The following is a 17,566-nucleotide window of genomic DNA, read 5'->3' on the forward strand; positions in this document are numbered from 1 at the left end:
TGTCTCGCTGGTAATTCAATCCTTGCCCAAAAATGCTTGAGTGCCTATAACGCCCCGAAGAAAACCATACGGAGCGAACATGTCCGATCAGATCAACGAACTCTTCGACAAGGACGGCAACCTCATCGGCGCCCTGCTGACCGCCGAGGCCTGGACCACGGTCCGCGCCCTGGTCATGGATGCCCTCGGGGTGAACGAGAACGACGCGCCCGACGCGCCCGAAGTAAAGCCCGAGCCGCTGGCCGACTGGGAAACCCTCACGCAATATTGGGATTTCCCGTATGCCGTGGACATGGACGTGGCCTGCGAAAACTGCGGCAACCGCACCGAGGACTGGTCCTCTGATGAGCCGCGTAAGTTCCGCCTGACCAGCGCGAACCTCGCCGGGCTGGTGGCCTTCCAGTGCATGGACTGCCGGGCCAAGGTGGTCAAGAAGCACTTCAAGGACGAGATCGTCACCGAATGCACGCCCTACCGCGAGGAGAAGATCACCTCCAAGGAAGGGCGGTACTGATCACCCATCGCTCACGCCCGCGCCGCTCGATCATCACGATGCGGCGCTCCCGTCAAAGAACCCGTCAGGCCCCGGCCGTGGAGCTGCGCTCCACTTCCTGGGCCAGCGCCAGGTACGCCTCCGCACCCCGCGACTTGATATCGTAATTGATCACCGGTTTACCGAAGCTCGGCGCCTCGGACAGACGCACGTTCCTCGGAATGATCGTCTCGAACAGGTGCTGGGGGAACGCCTTGCGTACCTCGTTTTTCACCTGCCACGACAGCCGGTTTCTCGAATCGTACATGGTCAGGACCACGCCGAGGATATCGAGCCCCGGATTGAGCCGCTTGCGGACCAGCTCGTAGGTCATGAGCAACTGCGCGATGCCCTCCAATGCGTAATACTCGCACTGCAACGGCACGAGCAGCTCGTCGGCCGCGCACAGGGCGTTGACCGTCAGCAGGCCGAGGGAGGGGGGGCAGTCGATGAGGATGAAATCATACTCGGGGTCCGCCTGGTCGATGAGTTCGCGCAGGTAGAACTCACGTCCGAACTTGTCCACCAGCTCGATCTCCGCGCCGACCAAGTCCTGCGTTCCGGGCAGGATGTCCAGGTAGGGTATGCCGGTCGGGAGGATGGCCTTGCCGATGTTCTTCGGCTCGAAGAGCACGGTGTAGATGTTTTCGCGCTTATCGCCGGGGTAGAAGCCGAGCCCGCTGGAGGCGTTTCCCTGGGGGTCGCAGTCAACCAGCAGGACGCGCTTTTCCATCACGGCCAGGGAGGCCGCCAGGTTGATGGCGGTGGTGGTCTTGCCCACGCCGCCCTTTTGATTCGCAATCACGATTCTTCTCGCCACATGACCCTCGCTTTCGAGCTGCATTCGGTGCGTTCGAGACTCCGTCGTTTGTTTCACGTGAAACAATTAACCCCTGAACAGGCGGTGTTTCACGTGAAACATTGTCCTCTTGTCGTTTCGATTGTCGTAGGCGGAAAAAAAGGCAAAGGCAAGGGGAGAGGGTGGAATAGGGAGAAAAAGACACAAAAAAGGGCGGCTGACGCCGCCCTTGATGATCGTGATGATCAGCGCCTATTTGCCGTAGTATTCGTGATACCACTCGATGAACTTGCGGATGCCTTCCTCGATGGTGGTGTCCGGCTTGAACCCGACGTCGGCCTGAAGGTCGGAGACGTCCGCCTCGGTGGCCGGGACGTCGCCCGCCTGCATGGGCATGTAGTTGTAGATGGCCTTCTTGCCGACAACCTCTTCGATGACCTCGATGTACCGAGACAGCTCGACCACGGTGTTGTTGCCGATGTTGTAGATCTGGTAGGGGACCGAGCTGGTGCACGGGTCCGGATGGTCGCCGTCCCAGTCGGGGTTCGGGGTGGCGGTGCGCTGCATGACCCGGACAACGCCCTCGACGATGTCGTCGATGTAGGTGAAGTCGCGGCGCATCTTGCCGTAGTTGAAGACGTTGATGGGCTTGTCCTCGATGATGTTCTTGGTGAACAGGAAGAGCGCCATGTCCGGGCGGCCCCACGGCCCATATACCGTAAAGAAGCGCAGCCCGGTGGTGGGCAGGTTGTAGAGGCTCGAATAGGAGTGGGCCATCATCTCGTTGGACTTTTTGGTGGCCGCGTACAGGCTCATGGGATGATCCACGCCCTCGTGCGGGTTGAGCGGCATCTTGGTGTTCATGCCGTAGACCGAGGAGCTGGAGGCGTAGACCAGGTGTTCGACCTTGTTGTGGCGACAACCCTCAAGAATGTTGAGAAATCCGACCACGTTGGAGTCGATGTAGGAGCGGGGGTTCTCGATGGAGTAACGGACGCCCGCCTGGGCCGCCAGGTTGACCACGTGGGTGAACCGTTCGGCCTGGAACAGCTCGCTCATGGGCTGGGCGTCCTCGAGATTGATGTTCACGTGGCGGAACAAGGGGGACTGCTCAAGGATCTTGAGGCGGTCCTTCTTCAGGTTGACGTCGTAGTAGTCGTTCAGGTTGTCCAGGCCAATGACTTCATGGCCCGCATCGGTCAGCCGCTTGGAAAGATGAAAGCCGATGAAGCCCGCGGCTCCGGTGACAAGTATCTTCATATGCATGGTCCTTATGCCTGATTGTGCTCAGGTGTTTTTGGCGAGGTATGCGGCGCGCCATCATGGGGCGGTGCGCGCCGCCACAAGCTCATACTCCATTTCGTGCCCCCAGGGCAAGCGCGCAATATTTGGTTTTCGAAGACCCCTCCCGACGAGGGGCCCCCCGGAGGGCCGGAGGGTGTCAATCTTGTCCCAAACGACCGCAAACCGTTGGGGGCCGGGGGTTTGCGGGGCATCGCCGGAAACGGCCCGGACAGCGCCTTTCGCATAAAATCCGGACACGGGCCTGCCGCACCACGCAAAGTGCGTCCAGGGGCGATTCCGGGCGAAATTCGGAGAAAAAGGCGGGACGGGCTGGCGGCGAAGGGGCAATGGGTCGAAAAAACGGGCTACAGACGGATGCCGGCGATGGAATCCACGGCCATCTGTTGTTCGTGGGGGAGCATGTCCACCAGCCGGGCCAGGGGGGGCAGCTTGTGGACGATGACGGTCTCGAGCAGGTGGGTGACCACCTGCGGGTCCGCATCGGGCAGGACGACCCGCAGGGCCTCGTCGCCGAAGCAGACGATGTGCGGGGTGCGCCACAGCTCCCAGCCGCGCCAGAACATGGCCGTGTCGGGCTGGAGCGCGCCGCCGGTCAGGGCGGCCACGGGCCAGAAGTTGATGGTCCCGGCGGGCCACTTCAGGTGCGCCTGGAGATTCTTGAGCACGCCGCGCCGCCTGGGGTCGGACTGCCCGGACAGGTCCAGGCCGAGCTCCATGTAGGTCATGACCACGCGCGCGCCCGGTTTGGTGAAACGCAGGAACGCGGACCACGGGTCCGGGAAATTCGGGGCCGGGGCGGAGGCGGGAGCGGACGGAGCCGGGGAGGGCGGTGTCGCCTGCGGCCGGGCCACGGTCGGACGGGCCGCCTGCCGAGCCGGTTGTTGCTGCGGCTGCCGGGCCGGTTGTTGCGACGGACGGGTCCGGGGCTGCGCCTCGGGTTTGGGCTGAGCGGCAATGGGTTCGCGTTGCGCGTCCACAACGCCGGGCTGCGCCGTCACGGGTTCGGGCTGCGCCTGGGCGGCCATGCCGCCCGGCGCGTAGACGAACTCCAGGCCGGACTCCAGCCAGGGGCGCAGGCTCTCGCGCAGGTTCAGTCGAGCAGAAGGTGATCCCATAGTCTCCAGGCCACTTCGGTCTTGGGCAGTTGGGGCCACTGTTCGCGGCGGCCCTTGGCGTCGAGCACGTACATCTCGTTGGTGGCCACGCCGAAGCCGCTGCCCGACTTGCCGATGTCGTTGGTCGCAATGAGGTCCAGGTGCTTGCTCTCGAGCTTGCGGGCGGCCTCCTCGCGCAGGTTGCCGGTCTCGGCCGCGAAGCCGATGAGCTTCTGGTCCGGCCGCTTGGATTCGCCCAGGGTCTTGAGGATGTCCGGGTTGGTCTCGAACTCCACGGTGATGCCCGCGCCCGCCGAGGTGGACTTCTTGAACTTGGTCTCGCCGAAGGGCACGGGCCGGTAGTCGGCCACGGCCGCGGTCAGGCAGGCCATGTCCATGGACGGCCACAGGTCGGTGCAGGCGGCGAACATCTGCCGGGCGGTGGTCACCGAGACCACGGCCACGTCGCAGGGGAAGGTCAGGGCGGTGGGCCCGGCCACCACGGTCACGTCCGCGCCGCGCAGCCAGGCGGCCATGGCCACGCACGCGCCCATGGTCCCGCTGGACGGGTTGGACCAGAAGCGCACCGCGTCCCACGGCTCGCGGGTGGGGCCCAGGGTGACCAGGACGTTCCGGCCCGCCAGATCCTGGGGGGTCAGGGCCTTGAGCACGGCCAGGAAAATCTCGTCCACCGGGGCCAGCCGCCCGGTGCCGGTTTCGCCGCAGGCCACGGAGCCGCACTCCGGGGCCACGCGGATGTAGCCGAGCTCCCCGAGGGTGGCCCAGTTGCGCTGGGTGGCCGGGGCCGCCCACATGCGCGGGTTCATGGCCGGGGCCACGATCTTGGGGCCGGGGAAGGCCAGGGCCTGGCAGGAAAGCATGTCGTCGGCCAGACCGAAGGCCAGCCTGGCCAGGGTGTTGGCCGAGGCCGGGGCCACGACCATCGCGTCCGCGGCCTGGCCCGGTTCCAGATGGCCGAAGGCGGTGTCCGCGTCCGGGGTCTCGGAGAACATGCCCGTGTAGACCGGCGACGCGCCGAGCGCCTCGAAGGAGAGGGGGGTCACGAACCGGCGGGCGGCGTCGGTCAGGGTGGCCGAGACCATGCAGTCCGCCTGTTGCAGGGCGCGGGCGAGGTCCAGCGCCTTGTACGCGGCGATGGACCCGGTCACGCCCAGGTGGACGCGCTTGCCCATGAATCCGGCAAAACCGTAATGGGGCTGCATGCTACTTTCTCTTGGCGTCGGCGTCCTTGACCTCCACCGCGAAGATGGTCGTGGTGGCCGAGGCGAAGGTGTCGTCGATCTCGATGACGCAGCTCTTGTTGTACTTCTCGAAGGTCAGGAACTGGACCGAGCTGGCCTTGTTGTTGGACACCAGGGTCCAGTTGTCCTTGGTCATGTTGTTCAGGAAATACTGGACCAGTTCGGGAATCTCCACGCGGCCCTTGAACTTCATGATCGAGGCGCGGAACTTGGCGTTGTCCAGCTTGTAGGAGCCGTCGTTGACGTAGCTGATCTCCTTGGGGATCATGATGTCGTCGAAGTCGAGGTAGTAGTCCGGTTCCTGCGTCTGGGACGAGGCCTGGGGTTCGGCCCCGGACGAGTTCGAGCCGGTCCTGGCGGTGCAGGCGGCCAACAGGCCGATGATCAGGAGCGGCAGGAGCAGTTTGATGAATGAACGCATGGTTTCCTCCCTCGGTATGTGCGGTGATGTCGTTGCGGTTGGGTTCAGGACGCGGCTTCCTTGAGCCGGTCGATCTTGTCCTGAAGGTATCGTTCCATGTCCCGGCGGTCCTTGCGCAGCCGGACCAGCTCGCTCTCCAGGATCTGGAGCTTGGCCTTGATGTCCGAGGTGTCGAAGGTCAGCTTCAGGGCCATCTCCTCGATCTCGGCGTCCTTGGCCTCGAGCGCCCTGGTTTGTTCGAGCAGGTCCTCGGGCAGTGCGGCCGGGCCGGGGGGCAGCTGCTTGATGCGCTTCTGGCTGCGGGCCAGGAGCACGAAGGCGGTCTTGAGCTTGTGGATGTCGTCCTGCTGCCGTTCGATGATGGACTTCTGGTCCGCGATGACCTCCATGCAGGCGGTCACGCGGGAGAGCACGTCGTTGAAGGTGGCGGCCAGGTCGGCGAATCCCTCCATGGCCGGAACCGGACCGGCGGCGGCCGGGGTGTGGTCCACCTCGATGGTCCGGGGGAACTCGCTGTGCAGCCGGTCGTCTATCTCGTTGGTGACCAGCCCGTCCCCGTAAAGATGAGAAATGCGTTCGAAGACCACCACGGAGTCCTCCGGGTATTTCGTCACGCGGCCGACCTTTCGGCCCCCGAGGAAGTCCTTGAAAAGGGCGGCGTACCGACGCGCCGTCGGCGCGGGGATGCGGGTGCGTTTGGCTATCTCAGCCACGGAAAGCCAATTCATGCCTATGAAATACCATGAATCCGGCCAATATCAAGCCCTTCGGACCCATTGGCGGCCACTTGGCATATCCGACCGATATTATTGGAAAAGAAAAAGATTACGTAGAAATTGGAGATGTTGTACAACCGGGTCCAACAAGACGATGGAACCTATATTTATGGAAATACCCGAAGATTACCGCCTGTCGAGCTACGACTATCCCCTGCCCGAGGACCGCATCGCCCAGGAACCCGCCGCCCGCCGCGACGGGTCCAGGCTCCTGGTCCTGGACCGCGCGGCCCGTTCCCTGACCCCGGCCCGGTTCACCGATCTCCTGGACTACCTGCCGGACGACTGCCTGCTGGTGGCCAACAACTCGCGCGTCATCCCGGCGCGCGTCTTCGGCCGCAAGCCCACGGGCGGCCAGGTGGAGTTCCTGCTGCTCACGCCCCTGCCGCTGCTCACACCCGAGGAGCGGGACGGCTGGCTGACCGTCCGGGCCGAAGGGCTGCTGCGCGCCTCCAAGGGACCCAAACCCGGCGCGACCGTGACCTTTGCCGACGACTTTTCCCTGACCGCGCTGGAAGCCGGGGAGTTCGGCCGCTGGCAGGTGGAACTGCGCTGGAAGGGGGACCTGACAGCGCTGTTCAACAGCCTGGGCCACCTGCCCCTGCCGCCGTACATCAAGCGCCCGGACGTTGAAGCCGACCGCGAGCGCTACCAGACCACCTACGCCGACCGGTCCAAGACCGGGTCCGTGGCCGCGCCCACGGCCGGGCTGCACTTCACCCCGGAGCTGCGCGAGCGCATCCGGGCCAAGGGCATCCAGTGGGCCGAGGTGACGCTCTACGTGGGCTACGGGACCTTCAGCCCGGTGCGCTGCCCGGACATCCGCGACCACCGCATGCACGCCGAATACATCGAGGTGAGCGAGGAAACCGCCGAGGCCGTGCGCGGGGCCAAGGCCGAAGGGCGGCCGGTCATCGCCGTGGGCACCACCAGCGCCCGGACCCTGGAAGGCATGGTCCGCGAGGCCGGTTCCATACGGCAATTCCGTGGAGAAACGGACATATTCATATCCCCGGGCTATACTTTCAAGGTTATCGACGGTATTCTGACGAACTTCCATTTGCCAGAATCGTCGCTCATCATTATGATCTCGGCTCTTGCTGGCAGAAAAACGATCCTGGATGCCTATGCGTTCGCCCTTGAAAACGACTTCCGCTTCTTCTCCTACGGGGATGCGATGCTCATCAGGTAGACGCGGCAACCATTCATCATCACTTACAGAACTGGAGTAGTACATGTCTCGAATCGAGGTCCGGGAAGACAGGTGCAAAGGCTGTTTGCTCTGCACCACCGTCTGCCCCGTCGACATCATCGTCCAGTCTGACCGGTTCAACGTCAGCGGCTACAAGGTCGCCGAGGTGCCCGAGGCCGACAAGGACAAATGTACCGGCTGCGCATCCTGCGCCCAGATCTGCCCGGACGTGGCGATCAGAGTGTACAGGACCCCAAAGAAGAAAGAGGGGAAGTAGCATGAGCAAGAAAAACGACCGCATCTTCGTCAAGGGGAACGAAGCCATCGCGCGCGGCGCACTGGCCGCCAAGTGCAGATGCTTCTTCGGCTACCCCATCACCCCGCAGAACGACATACCCGAATTCATGTCCTCGGAGATCATCAAGGCCGGCGGCGACTTCGTCCAGGCCGAATCCGAGGTGGCCGCGGCCAACATGCTGCTCGGCGCGGGCGCGACCGGCGTCCGGGCCATGACCTCCAGCTCCTCCCCCGGCATCGCGCTCAAGCAGGAGGCCATCTCCTACATGGCGGGCAGCGAGGTCCCGGCGGTCATCGTCAACATGAACCGTGGCGGGCCAGGCCTGGGCGACATCGGCCCGGCCCAGGGCGACTACTACCAGTCCACCCGGGGCGGCGGCCACGGCGACTACCGCCACTTCACCCTCGGACCCGGCACGGTCCAGGAGGCCTACGACCTGACCATCAAGGCCTTTGACATCGCCTTCACCCACCGCACCCCGGTGCTCATCCTGGGCGACGCCATTCTCGGCCAGATGAAGGAACCCATCACCCCCTGGGAACCCGAAGGCATCGACGAGGACGCGGGCCGCGACTGGGCCATCACCGGCCGAACCGACGGCCGCGAAAAGCGTCTGATCAAGTCCCTCTTCCTCGAGGAAGGGGCCCTGGCCGAACAGAACAGGCACCTCCAGGCCAAATACGACTCCTGGAAGGGCCTGACCGAGGCCGAGCAGTTCGAGACCGAGGACGCGGACCTCATCGTCTGCGCCTACGGCTCCATCGGCCGCATCGCCAAGTCCGCGGTGCGCAAGTTCCGCAAGGACGGCCGCAAGGTCGGCCTGTTCCGGCCCATCACCCTGTACCCGTTCCCGTCGGACGAGCTCAAGGCCCTGGCCGAACAGGGCAAGCGGTTCCTGACCATCGAACACAACCTCGGCCAGATGGTCGACGACGTGCGCCTGGCCATCCGGACCGTGGCCGACTCCGACTTCTACCCCATCTATCCCGGCAACCTGCCCACCCCGGACGAACTGGAGGAGCCCATCCTCAAATGCCTGGAGGGTAAATAAATGACCGAAATGAACGAAAAACTGGTCTTCGACAAGCCCAAGTCCGTCATCGACCGGCCGACCCACTACTGCCCGGGCTGCCACCACGGCATCGCCCACCGGCTCATCGGCGAACTGCTCGACGAAATGGACCTGGCCGAAAAGACCCTCATGGTCACCTCCATCGGCTGCTCGGTCTTCCTCTACAACTACCTCAACGCCGACGCGGTGGAGGCCCCCCACGGCCGCGCCCCGGCGGTGGCCACCGGCGTCAAGCGCTCCCGGCCCGACAAGTTCGTCTTCACCTACCAGGGCGATGGCGACCTGGCCTCCATCGGCATGGCCGAGATCATGCACGCCGCCAACCGCGGCGAGAAAATGTGCGTGGTCTTCGTCAACAACACGGTCTACGGCATGACCGGCGGCCAGATGGCCCCGACCACCATGATCGGACAGATCACCACGACCACCCCGGCGGGCCGCTGCCAGACCCACGAGGGCGCGCCCATCCGCATGACCGAGATCATCGCCTCCCTGGGCGGCACCGCCTTTGCCGCGCGCGCCGCGCTCAACACCGTGGCCAACATCAAGAAGGCCAAGAAATACCTGAAAAAGGCCTTCGAGTTCCAACTGAACAACACCGGCTTCGGGTTCGTGGAGCTGCTCTCCGGCTGCCCGACCAACTGGAAGATGACCCCGCTCAAAGCCAATGAACGCATCCAGAATGAAATGATCCCGTACTTCCCGCTCGGCATCTACAAGGATGTGTCCGAGGAAGGAGGTGTCTGCTGATGCGCTACATGGATACCATCATCGCGGGCTTCGGCGGCCAGGGCGTCATGCTCATCGGCAACCTGCTCGCCTACGCGGGCATGAAGGACGGCCTCAACGTCACCTACATCCCGGTCTACGGCCCGGAGATGCGCGGCGGCACCGCCAACTGCACGGTCGTCCTCTCCGAAGAGGACATCGGTTCGCCCATCATCCGTCGGCCCAAGTCCCTCATCGCCATGAACCGCCCGTCCCTGGACAAGTTCCAGCCGCGCGTGGTCGACAACGGCATCCACATCATCAACTCCTCGCTCATCGACATGGAGCTGGCCGACACCGGTCGCCTCAAATGCTACGGCGTACCCTGCAACGAGATCGCCGACGAGCTGGGCAATACCCGCATGGCCAACATGGTCGCCATCGGCGCCTTCGTCCAGGCCTCGGGCATCATCCCGCTGGACGCGGTCATCGGCTCGCTGGAAAACGTCATCTCCCCGCACTACCACAAGCTCATCCCGGCCAACACCAAGGCCATCCAAGCCGGCGCCAAACACGTCGCCTAGCAGCGCGGGACACATGTAAATAAACGCCCCTGCCGGATGCTCCGGCAGGGGCGTTTTTTTGTGCCTCCGGCGGCCGGGGGAAGGGGAGGAAAAACCCTTTGAAAAGGGTTTTTTCCTCCCCTTCCCCCGGACCCCCATCCCCTCCTTTTCCCAAACTTTTTGGCGCCGCTTCGCGGGGGAGGGGAGGGGGCTGGGTTAGTCATACAATATGATCATCTATTACGTACAATAGGTATCTCCATGGCTCGGTTTGAAGCTCCCGCACGGCACCCGCGAAGCGGCGACAAAAAAGTTTGGAAGGGGGGTCCGGGGGGGAAACTTTTGGGAAAAGTTTCCCCCCTGGCCGATTGCTGCTGTCCTCATCCGTAAGGATGTACTGTACGACCCCTTCGGCGGGATCATCGAGGACACCAACCCGAGCCTGCGTCTGCCCCATCCTCCTCGTGCTGCTGTCGGGCCCGGCCGGAGCCGGGGAGCGGCCCGAGATGTTCGTGGGGCCGGAGCCCGGCTTCGTGAATGAGTACGAGTAGTATGCCGGAGGGCCAACAAGGGTCTTCGGCATGGACAGGACGCCGGAGGTCATCCAGGTCGCCTACGCCTTTGCGGATCGAAACGGCGGGCGGCACCCCCTGGCTGTGACCTGGTTTGTGGAGGGCCGATCTACGGGGAGTTGTCCGACCCGATACGCTGCTGCCGGGCCACACCGGAGGAGATGGCGGTGGCGCGGCGGATACTTGATGCCGCCCAGTGAGCCGAAACAAGGCGGCCTGCCGGAAATCTCCGGCAGGCCGCTTTTTGCATGCATCGAGGCGGGCTAGAAGCTCGGGATGTCGTCCTGTTTTTCGGTCAGCAGGAATTTGCCGGCCAGGATCCATTCCTTGAGCTTGTCGGCCACTTCCAGGGACATGGAGTGGGAGGTCACGGGCACGGTGGCGGTCTCCTTCCCGTTGACCATGATCCGGCCGCTCCTGAGCTCGGCGAAGCTCACGCGGGTGACCTCGCGCGGAATGCCGTTGGGGTAGTCGTAGCCGTAGTCCTTGACCGGCATGGAGATGTCCTCGTTGGCCACGCCGGCGAACCAGGCCAGCTCCTCGTTGAGCATGGGGATGGGGATGCCCACGCCGAGGGCCAGGGAAACGCCGTAGCCGATGATGGACTGGGCGCGCACGTAGCGGGCGTTCATCTTCTTGAAGTCGCCCTTGAGCATGAGCGTGCCCGAGCCGCCCTCGGGGATGCCGCGCTCGTTGCGCTTGGGCTTCTGGACATGCTGGGTGCCCTCGCCGATGACGTAGCCGATGCCCCCGCCCAGGAATATGCGCGTGCCCATGCCGATGGTCCGGAAGTACGGGTCGTTGAACAGCGGGGACAGGGCGCCCGCGGTGGCGTAGTTGACGTTGGACGCGTTGGCCTTGAGCGGACCCATGTACGTGTAGATGGTCCGGTTGGTCAGGTTCACGGCCGCGTTGTAGTTCTGGTAGCAGTTGCGCGGGTTGAGCATGACCGCGTTGGGCAGATCGGCCAGGGTCACGTCCTTGTCCAGTTCGCGCCGGGGGTAGCAATCCGTGCCGTAGGCCTCGGCCCGCAGGTGCACGGCCTTGCCGCGCAGCAGGTCCTCCATGACGTGGGCCCCGCCGTAGGCGAAGCGGCCGGGATGGACCTTGTTCAGGGGATCGTCCTCGGCGGGCTCGGTGGCCCCGAGATAGGCGTCCACGGCCGCGATGCCGCTGTAGCAGGGCACGTTGTTCAGCCAGAGCTTGGAGACCTTCATGACCGGCGGCTGCTGCCCGATGTTGAAGAGCAGCCCCGAGGAGCACATGGGCGAGAAGGTGCCGGTGGTGACCACGTCCACTTCCTGGGCGGCCTTGACCTTGCCTTCCTTCCTGACGATCTCGATCATCTCCTCGGCATTGACCACCACGGCCTTGCCCTGGCGGATGCGCTCGTTGATCTCCTGGACCGTCTTGTTCACTTTGTATTCAGCCATCGTTATCCTGCCTTCGCCCCACCGGACCGGGGTCCGCGAGGTGTTGTTCCATGCGTGAAGTCCACCCCTTGTAATCCAATTTCGCCGGAAGGAAAACCAGCTTCTTGACCGGATCCTCCCGGCGTTGTGAATAACCTGTCCGGCGGAGGAAAACTCCCGTTTTCCCGTGTGTTTTCAACAGGCCTTGCCGAACGGTGGGGAAAGGGCGGCGAGCGACCGTCAACCACAGGAAAAAGTGGCGGAAAAGCTTGGCTTTCGGCCCATTTTAGGGTATAGAATCACATAAATTTCAGGAGTTTTTTTAGACTCGAATTTTGTTTTTTAAAACCATGTAATTTCAATTGGTTACAAGCACCGACATCCCATCGTGAAAGAAGCACTTCGGCAACATCTCCTCCAGACCTGCACGGACGAGGAACTCAAGCGCTGGTTCGATCCGCTTTCCTTCGATTACTCCGAGGAAAACAAGCGGCTGACCGTGGGTTTTCCCCATGCCTTTTTCGCCAAGTGGTTCGAGTCCGACATCCAGGACCGGTTCGAGGCGCAGCTGAACATGTTCCTGGGCAACGGGTACGTGGTCAGCTACAAGGACAGCGAGACCCAGGACCGGCCGCGCGGCGTGCAGGTGTCCGACGTGGTCAAGCGCATCGACTTCCCCTTCGGCCAGGAATTCACCTTCGACACCTTTCTGATCAACAAGAAAAACTACTTCCCCATCGCCTCGGCCAAGGAAGTGGCCAAGCAGTCGGGCTCCCTGTTCAACCCGTTCATCATCTGCGGGCCCGGCGGATCGGGCAAGACCCACCTGCTCAAGTCCGTGGGCAACGAGATCGCCAAGAAGCACGACTATTCGACCATCTTCATGGGCTCCCTGGAGGAGCTCAACTCGCTCTATTCCATCCGCTTCAAGGGCGACCCGTTCAAGGCGCGCAACCACCTGTTCGACTACAATTTCCTGTTCATCGACGACTTCCACAAGATCAAGGAACATCCCCATTTCCAACAGGAACTGGTCAACATCTTCAACCACTTCTACGACAACAAGAAGCAGATGGTCCTGGCCTGCCGCGAGAAGGTCACCAGCTACGATTTTCTGGACGACAACCTGCAATCCCGGCTCGGCTGGGGGCTGATCGTGACCCTCAAGGAACCGGACCTGGAGATCCGCGTGGGCTACATCCAGCGCCAGGCCCGGGCCAAGCGGCTCTCCCTGACCAAGGAGCAGGTCCTGACCCTGGCCCAGCGGTTCACGGACTTCCGCTATCTGCAGGGCATCCTGCTCAAGCTCTTCGCCTTCAAGGAGCTGGTCAAGCAGGACCTGACCCAGAAGGACTTCGAACACATCCTGGCCAACACCGAGGAGAAGACCACCGACGACCTGACGCCCAAGAAGATCCTGAGCGTGGTGGCCGAGCATTTCAGCGTCCACGTCAAGGACCTGACCGGGACCAAGCGACACCAGCACATCGCCCACGCCAGGCAGGTGGCCATGTATCTCTGCCGCCAGATGCTGAACACCTCGTACCCGGCTCTGGGGCGGGCGTTCGGCGGCAAGGACCACTCCACGGTCCTGTACTCGGTCAAAAAAATCGATCAATTACAGGAAGATGACTTCGAATTGAAACAGCTGTTGAAAACCTTGAAGAATAAATGTCGCATGTCGTGATCATTTCGGGAAACGGCCTGTTGAGGCACCGCCGGTTCCTAAATCATGACAATGGGTGTGCTAAAAAAAATTAACGATTACAAGTTCTTGGTTCCGAAAGGAACAAAGGAACCGCGGTAATAAATCTCAATCAAGGAGATATTTTTTATGTTTCTGAAAGTGAACCGAGATGAAATCATCGAAGGACTCCAGAAGTCGGCGAACATCATCCCGGCGAAAACCGGAGCGGCCTTCCTGCGGACCATCTGGCTCCAGTGCGAGAACGGGAACCTGAACATCATGAGCACGGACTCCAACCTGGAGTTCATGGGTTCCTATCCCGCCGCCCTGGAGGGCGAGGGACTGGCCGGCGTGCAGGGGCGCGCCTTCTACGACCTGGTCAAGCAGCTCCGCTCCGATCAGGGCGAGCTGACCATCCACACGGATGAGGCCAACCAGAACGTGCTGGTGGAGCAGAAGGCCCGCAAGTACAAGTTCCCGGTGAACGACCCCGAGTGGTTCCAGAAGTTCTCCACCTTCCCCGAGGACAACACGGTCTACTGGTCCGGCGACTTCCTGCACGAGATCATCGACAAGATTTCCTTCTGCATCTCGGACGAGGACTCCATGGAGGCCATCGCCTGCATCTACATGGTCCCGCGCGACAAGGCCGGTAACAAGACCGTGGAGGTCTGCGGCCTGAACGGGCACCAGTTCGCCATGCTCAACTTCGTCAACGACGACATCTACGCCATGCTCCCGGAAGAGGGCGTGCTCATCCAGAAGAAGTACCTGGCCGAGCTGAAGAAGTGGCTGACCGCGGACGAGATCGAGCTGGCCATCTCCAATAAGCGGCTCTTCTTCCGCACCGGGGACAAGCGCGAGACCTTCACCCTGCCGCTGTCCTACTACCAGTATCCCAACTACAACAACTTCCTGGCCCGGCTGAACGACGACAACGTCTCCACCCTGGAAGTGAACCGGCTGGACCTGGTGGACGCCCTGTCCCGCGTGGCCCTGTTCAACACCGACTCCAACCGCTGCGCCTACTTCTCGTTCGACGACAACGAGGTCACGGTTTCGGCCCAGGGCCAGGAGACCGGCACGGCGCGCGAGTCCATCGACGCGACCTTCACCGGGGACATGACCCGCATCGCCTTCCCGACCCGCAACCTGATCGAGATCCTGAACCACTTCGCCTCGCCAACCGTGAAGTTCACCCTGACCGGCACCGAGGCGCCGTGCGGCCTGACCGGTCCGGACGACAAGGATTACAATGTGATCGTCATGCCGATGATGATCCAGGAAGAGACCTACTATACCGAGGAAAACGCATAAATGAGCGAGAAACAGTACAACGCCGAGTCGATCACCGTACTCGAGGGGCTCGAGGCCGTCCGCAAACGCCCGGCCATGTACATCGGGTCCACGGACATCCGTGGCCTGCATCATCTGGTCTACGAAGTCATCGACAACTCCATTGACGAGGCCATGGCCGGGTACTGCGACAAGATCAAGGTCACCCTGCACATGGACAACTCCTGCACGGTGACCGACAACGGCCGCGGCATCCCGGTGGACATCCACCCCAAGGAAAAGATCCCGGCTGTCCAGGTGGCCATGACCACGCTGCACGCGGGCGGCAAGTTCGACAACGACTCCTACAAGGTTTCGGGCGGCCTGCACGGCGTGGGCGTGTCCTGCGTCAACGCCCTGTCCGAGTTTATGGAGACCACGGTCAAGCGCGACGGCAAGACCTGGCGCATGAAGTTCGAGCGCGGCCACGTGGTCAAGGGACTGGAGGAGGTCGGCCCGGCCGATTCCACCGGCACCAGCCAGCGGTTCCGGCCCGACGAGGACATCTTCGAGGTCAACCAGTTCGATTACGACGTGCTGCGCAAGCGGTTCAAGGAGCTGGCCTACCTCAACTCCGGCCTGGAGATCGAATTCAAGGACGAGCGCAACCCCGAGTCCAAGCCCGAGATCTTCAAGTTCACCGGCGGCATCAAGCAGTACGTCAAGGACATCAACTCCAACCTGACGACCATCGGCGAGATTGTCTACGGCGAGGGCGAGTCCGAGAACATGCTCGTCGAGTTCGCCCTGCAGTACACGGCGAGCTACAAGGAAAACACCTACACCTTCGCCAACAACATCCGGACCATCGAGGGCGGCACGCACCTGGCCGGGTACAAGACCGCCCTGACCAGGGCCATCAACAGCTACATCCAGAGCGCGGATCTGCCCAAGAAGCTCATCCAGAAGCTGACCGGCGACGACGTGCGCGAGGGACTGACCTCGGTCATCTCGGTCAAGCTGCCCAACCCGCAGTTCGAGGGCCAGACCAAGACCAAGCTCGGCAACTCCGAGGCCGCCGGCCTGGTGGCCGGCGTGATCTACGACAAGCTGAACACCTTCTTCGAGGAGAACCCCAAGGAAGCGCGCTTCATCATTGAGAAGGTCGTGGACGCGGCCCGGGCGCGCGAGGCGGCCCGCAAGGCCCGCGACCTGGTCCGGCGCAAGGGCGCCCTGTCGGACAATGCCCTGCCCGGCAAACTGGCCGACTGCCAGTCCAAGTCCCCCGAGGACTCGGAGATATTCCTGGTGGAGGGCGACTCCGCAGGCGGTTCGGCCAAGCAGGGCCGCGACCCCAAGATCCAGGCCATCCTGCCCCTGCGCGGCAAGATCCTGAACGTGGAGAAGACCCGGCTGGACAAGATGCTCGGCAACAAGGAAATCCGGGCCATGATCACCGCCTTTGGCATCGGCATCGGCCACGAAGAGGACGAGAAGGACTACAGCAAGCTGCGCTACCACAAGATCGTCATCATGACCGATGCCGACGTGGACGGCTCGCACATCCGCACCCTGCTGCTGACCTTCTTCTTCCGGCAGTACGAGGAGCTGATCAACCGCGGCCACATCTACATCGCCCAGCCGCCGCTCTACCGGGCCAGCAAGGGCAAGTTCGAGCGGTTCATCAAGGACGACGTGGAGCTGGACAACTTCCTGCTGGAGCGCGTCGGCGGCGACCTGTCCGTGAAGACCGGCAATGGCAAGGTCCTGGAGGGACAGAAGCTCATCGGGGTCATGGACAAGATCCGCTTCCTGCGCACCCGGTTCCACGAGGCCGAGACCGTGGGCATCGACGCCATCCTGTACCGCAAGCTCCTGAACTTCCCGGAGCGCATCTCGTACACCTATTTCGAGGAGCACGACCCCGAGAAGTTCAAGCGGGACTTCGAGACCAACGGCTACCAGGTGCAGATCGAGACCGAGCACGACGCCGAGATGGACAAGGACCGCACCTACCTGGATTTCGAGAACGAGAACGGCCACCGCACCCGGCTGGCCATGGAGTTCTTCTACTCCAAGCTCTACAAGACGGCCTACAACACCTACGGCGAGCTCAAGGAGGTCTGCGGCGGGTTCGAGTTCGTCCTGGACCTGAAAGAGGAGCAGCGGCCCGTTTCCGGCTTCTTCAGCCTGTATGACGCGGTCATCGAGGAGGCCCATCGCGGCTGGTCCATCCAGCGCTACAAGGGCCTGGGCGAAATGAACCCGGAACAGCTCTGGGAGACGACCATGAACCCGGAAAACCGGACCATGCTCCGGGTGACCATCGAGGACGCGGCCGCGGCCAACGACATCTTCGTGGACCTCATGGGCGACAACGTGGAACCGCGCCGGGAATTCATCGAGAAGAACGCCCTGGCCGTCCAGGAGCTGGACATCTAGGTTTTTGGGGGAAGAGCGGGGGAACCCTCTTGGGAGAAGGCTTCCCCGACCCCCGGTTTTTCAATCGAACAGGAACCAACGCCGCCCGGACGTGACGGGGCGAACGCACCATCAACCGGCGGCGACACAAAAAGTTTAGGAGGGTCCGGGGATTCC

16 protein-coding genes are annotated in these 17,566 nt (G+C 62.7%); 9 read left to right on the forward strand and 7 right to left on the reverse strand.

Annotation, left to right across the window (positions count from 1 at the left end):
• Positions 1–79 precede the first annotated feature (79 nt).
• A complete protein-coding gene (locus DND132_RS11410) occupies positions 80–514 on the forward strand; it encodes a hypothetical protein (RefSeq protein ID WP_014322899.1) in 435 nt (144 codons plus the stop codon).
• A gap of 64 nt (positions 515–578) precedes the next feature.
• Here the strand turns inward: DND132_RS11410 and DND132_RS11415 are convergent, their stop codons facing one another.
• The 6 genes from DND132_RS11415 to DND132_RS11440 form a co-directional block, all read right to left on the reverse strand.
• Entirely contained in the window at positions 579–1,352 is a 774-nt protein-coding gene (locus tag DND132_RS11415; RefSeq protein ID WP_041916108.1) for a ParA family protein, read from the reverse strand.
• A 231-nt stretch (positions 1,353–1,583) separates the two neighbouring features.
• Positions 1,584–2,591, reverse strand: a complete 1,008-nt coding sequence (locus tag DND132_RS11420) for an NAD-dependent epimerase (protein ID WP_014322901.1) — start codon at positions 2,589–2,591, stop codon at positions 1,584–1,586.
• 389 nt (positions 2,592–2,980) lie between these two features.
• Positions 2,981–3,751 carry a hypothetical protein gene (locus DND132_RS18325; RefSeq protein WP_014322902.1) on the reverse strand — a complete coding sequence of 257 codons (771 nt, stop codon included), beginning with the start codon at positions 3,749–3,751 and terminating at the stop codon, positions 2,981–2,983.
• Positions 3,727–4,953 carry a bifunctional phosphopantothenoylcysteine decarboxylase/phosphopantothenate--cysteine ligase CoaBC gene (coaBC, locus tag DND132_RS11430; RefSeq protein ID WP_014322903.1) on the reverse strand — a complete coding sequence of 409 codons (1,227 nt, stop codon included), beginning with the start codon at positions 4,951–4,953 and terminating at the stop codon, positions 3,727–3,729. Before coaBC ends, DND132_RS18325 begins: the two co-directional genes overlap by 25 nt.
• A gap of 1 nt (position 4,954) precedes the next feature.
• Positions 4,955–5,413, reverse strand: a complete 459-nt coding sequence (locus DND132_RS11435; protein WP_014322904.1) for a hypothetical protein — start codon at positions 5,411–5,413, stop codon at positions 4,955–4,957.
• Positions 5,414–5,457: 44 nt separating this feature from the next.
• Complete coding sequence (locus DND132_RS11440; protein WP_014322905.1) at positions 5,458–6,141, reverse strand: hypothetical protein; 684 nt, start codon at positions 6,139–6,141, stop codon at positions 5,458–5,460.
• A 157-nt stretch (positions 6,142–6,298) separates the two neighbouring features.
• Here DND132_RS11440 and queA point away from each other — a divergent pair, with 157 nt between their 5' ends.
• The 5 genes from queA to DND132_RS11465 are packed head-to-tail and all read left to right on the forward strand — an operon-like array spanning position 6,299 to position 10,043.
• Positions 6,299–7,381, forward strand: coding sequence for a tRNA preQ1(34) S-adenosylmethionine ribosyltransferase-isomerase QueA (queA, locus tag DND132_RS11445; protein ID WP_014322906.1), 1,083 nt, complete (start codon positions 6,299–6,301; stop codon positions 7,379–7,381).
• A 43-nt stretch (positions 7,382–7,424) separates the two neighbouring features.
• Complete coding sequence (locus DND132_RS11450) at positions 7,425–7,658, forward strand: 4Fe-4S binding protein (protein ID WP_014322907.1); 234 nt, start codon at positions 7,425–7,427, stop codon at positions 7,656–7,658.
• A gap of 1 nt (position 7,659) precedes the next feature.
• A complete protein-coding gene (locus DND132_RS11455) occupies positions 7,660–8,730 on the forward strand; it encodes a 3-methyl-2-oxobutanoate dehydrogenase subunit VorB (RefSeq protein WP_014322908.1) in 1,071 nt (356 codons plus the stop codon).
• Positions 8,731–9,501, forward strand: a complete 771-nt coding sequence (locus tag DND132_RS11460) for a thiamine pyrophosphate-dependent enzyme (RefSeq protein WP_014322909.1) — start codon at positions 8,731–8,733, stop codon at positions 9,499–9,501.
• Entirely contained in the window at positions 9,501–10,043 is a 543-nt protein-coding gene (locus tag DND132_RS11465; protein WP_014322910.1) for a 2-oxoacid:acceptor oxidoreductase family protein, read from the forward strand. The genes DND132_RS11460 and DND132_RS11465 overlap by 1 nt, the downstream gene beginning before the upstream one ends.
• A gap of 814 nt (positions 10,044–10,857) precedes the next feature.
• Here DND132_RS11465 and DND132_RS11470 read toward each other — a convergent pair.
• Positions 10,858–12,027 (reverse strand): homocysteine biosynthesis protein, encoded by a 1,170-nt coding sequence (locus DND132_RS11470; RefSeq protein WP_014322911.1) that lies wholly within the window; start codon positions 12,025–12,027, stop codon positions 10,858–10,860.
• A gap of 367 nt (positions 12,028–12,394) precedes the next feature.
• Here DND132_RS11470 and DND132_RS11475 point away from each other — a divergent pair, with 367 nt between their 5' ends.
• From DND132_RS11475 to gyrB, 3 genes are all read left to right on the forward strand, one after another.
• Positions 12,395–13,693 (forward strand): DnaA ATPase domain-containing protein, encoded by a 1,299-nt coding sequence (locus DND132_RS11475; protein ID WP_014322912.1) that lies wholly within the window; start codon positions 12,395–12,397, stop codon positions 13,691–13,693.
• A 147-nt stretch (positions 13,694–13,840) separates the two neighbouring features.
• Complete coding sequence (gene dnaN / locus DND132_RS11480) at positions 13,841–15,010, forward strand: DNA polymerase III subunit beta (protein ID WP_014322913.1); 1,170 nt, start codon at positions 13,841–13,843, stop codon at positions 15,008–15,010.
• Positions 15,011–17,410, forward strand: coding sequence for a DNA topoisomerase (ATP-hydrolyzing) subunit B (gene gyrB, locus DND132_RS11485; protein ID WP_014322914.1), 2,400 nt, complete (start codon positions 15,011–15,013; stop codon positions 17,408–17,410).
• Positions 17,411–17,566: the final 156 nt, after the last annotated feature.

It is taken from the genome of Pseudodesulfovibrio mercurii (genome assembly GCF_000189295.2).
Taxonomy (GTDB): Bacteria; Desulfobacterota; Desulfovibrionia; order Desulfovibrionales; family Desulfovibrionaceae; genus Pseudodesulfovibrio; species Pseudodesulfovibrio mercurii.

Coding starts and splice junctions, on each gene's coding strand:
- DND132_RS11420 (WP_014322901.1), bottom strand. CDS start 2,591: ATGAAGATACTTGTCACCGGAGCCGCGGGCTTCATCGGCTTTCATCTT.
- DND132_RS18325 (WP_014322902.1), bottom strand. CDS start 3,751: ATGGGATCACCTTCTGCTCGACTGAACCTGCGCGAGAGCCTGCGCCCC.
- gyrB (WP_014322914.1), top strand. CDS start 15,011: ATGAGCGAGAAACAGTACAACGCCGAGTCGATCACCGTACTCGAGGGG.
- DND132_RS11440 (WP_014322905.1), bottom strand. CDS start 6,141: ATGAATTGGCTTTCCGTGGCTGAGATAGCCAAACGCACCCGCATCCCC.
- DND132_RS11455 (WP_014322908.1), top strand. CDS start 7,660: ATGAGCAAGAAAAACGACCGCATCTTCGTCAAGGGGAACGAAGCCATC.
- DND132_RS11450 (WP_014322907.1), top strand. CDS start 7,425: ATGTCTCGAATCGAGGTCCGGGAAGACAGGTGCAAAGGCTGTTTGCTC.
- queA (WP_014322906.1), top strand. CDS start 6,299: ATGGAAATACCCGAAGATTACCGCCTGTCGAGCTACGACTATCCCCTG.
- DND132_RS11470 (WP_014322911.1), bottom strand. CDS start 12,027: ATGGCTGAATACAAAGTGAACAAGACGGTCCAGGAGATCAACGAGCGC.
- coaBC (WP_014322903.1), bottom strand. CDS start 4,953: ATGCAGCCCCATTACGGTTTTGCCGGATTCATGGGCAAGCGCGTCCAC.
- DND132_RS11460 (WP_014322909.1), top strand. CDS start 8,731: ATGACCGAAATGAACGAAAAACTGGTCTTCGACAAGCCCAAGTCCGTC.
- DND132_RS11435 (WP_014322904.1), bottom strand. CDS start 5,413: ATGCGTTCATTCATCAAACTGCTCCTGCCGCTCCTGATCATCGGCCTG.
- dnaN (WP_014322913.1), top strand. CDS start 13,841: ATGTTTCTGAAAGTGAACCGAGATGAAATCATCGAAGGACTCCAGAAG.
- DND132_RS11465 (WP_014322910.1), top strand. CDS start 9,501: ATGCGCTACATGGATACCATCATCGCGGGCTTCGGCGGCCAGGGCGTC.
- DND132_RS11410 (WP_014322899.1), top strand. CDS start 80: ATGTCCGATCAGATCAACGAACTCTTCGACAAGGACGGCAACCTCATC.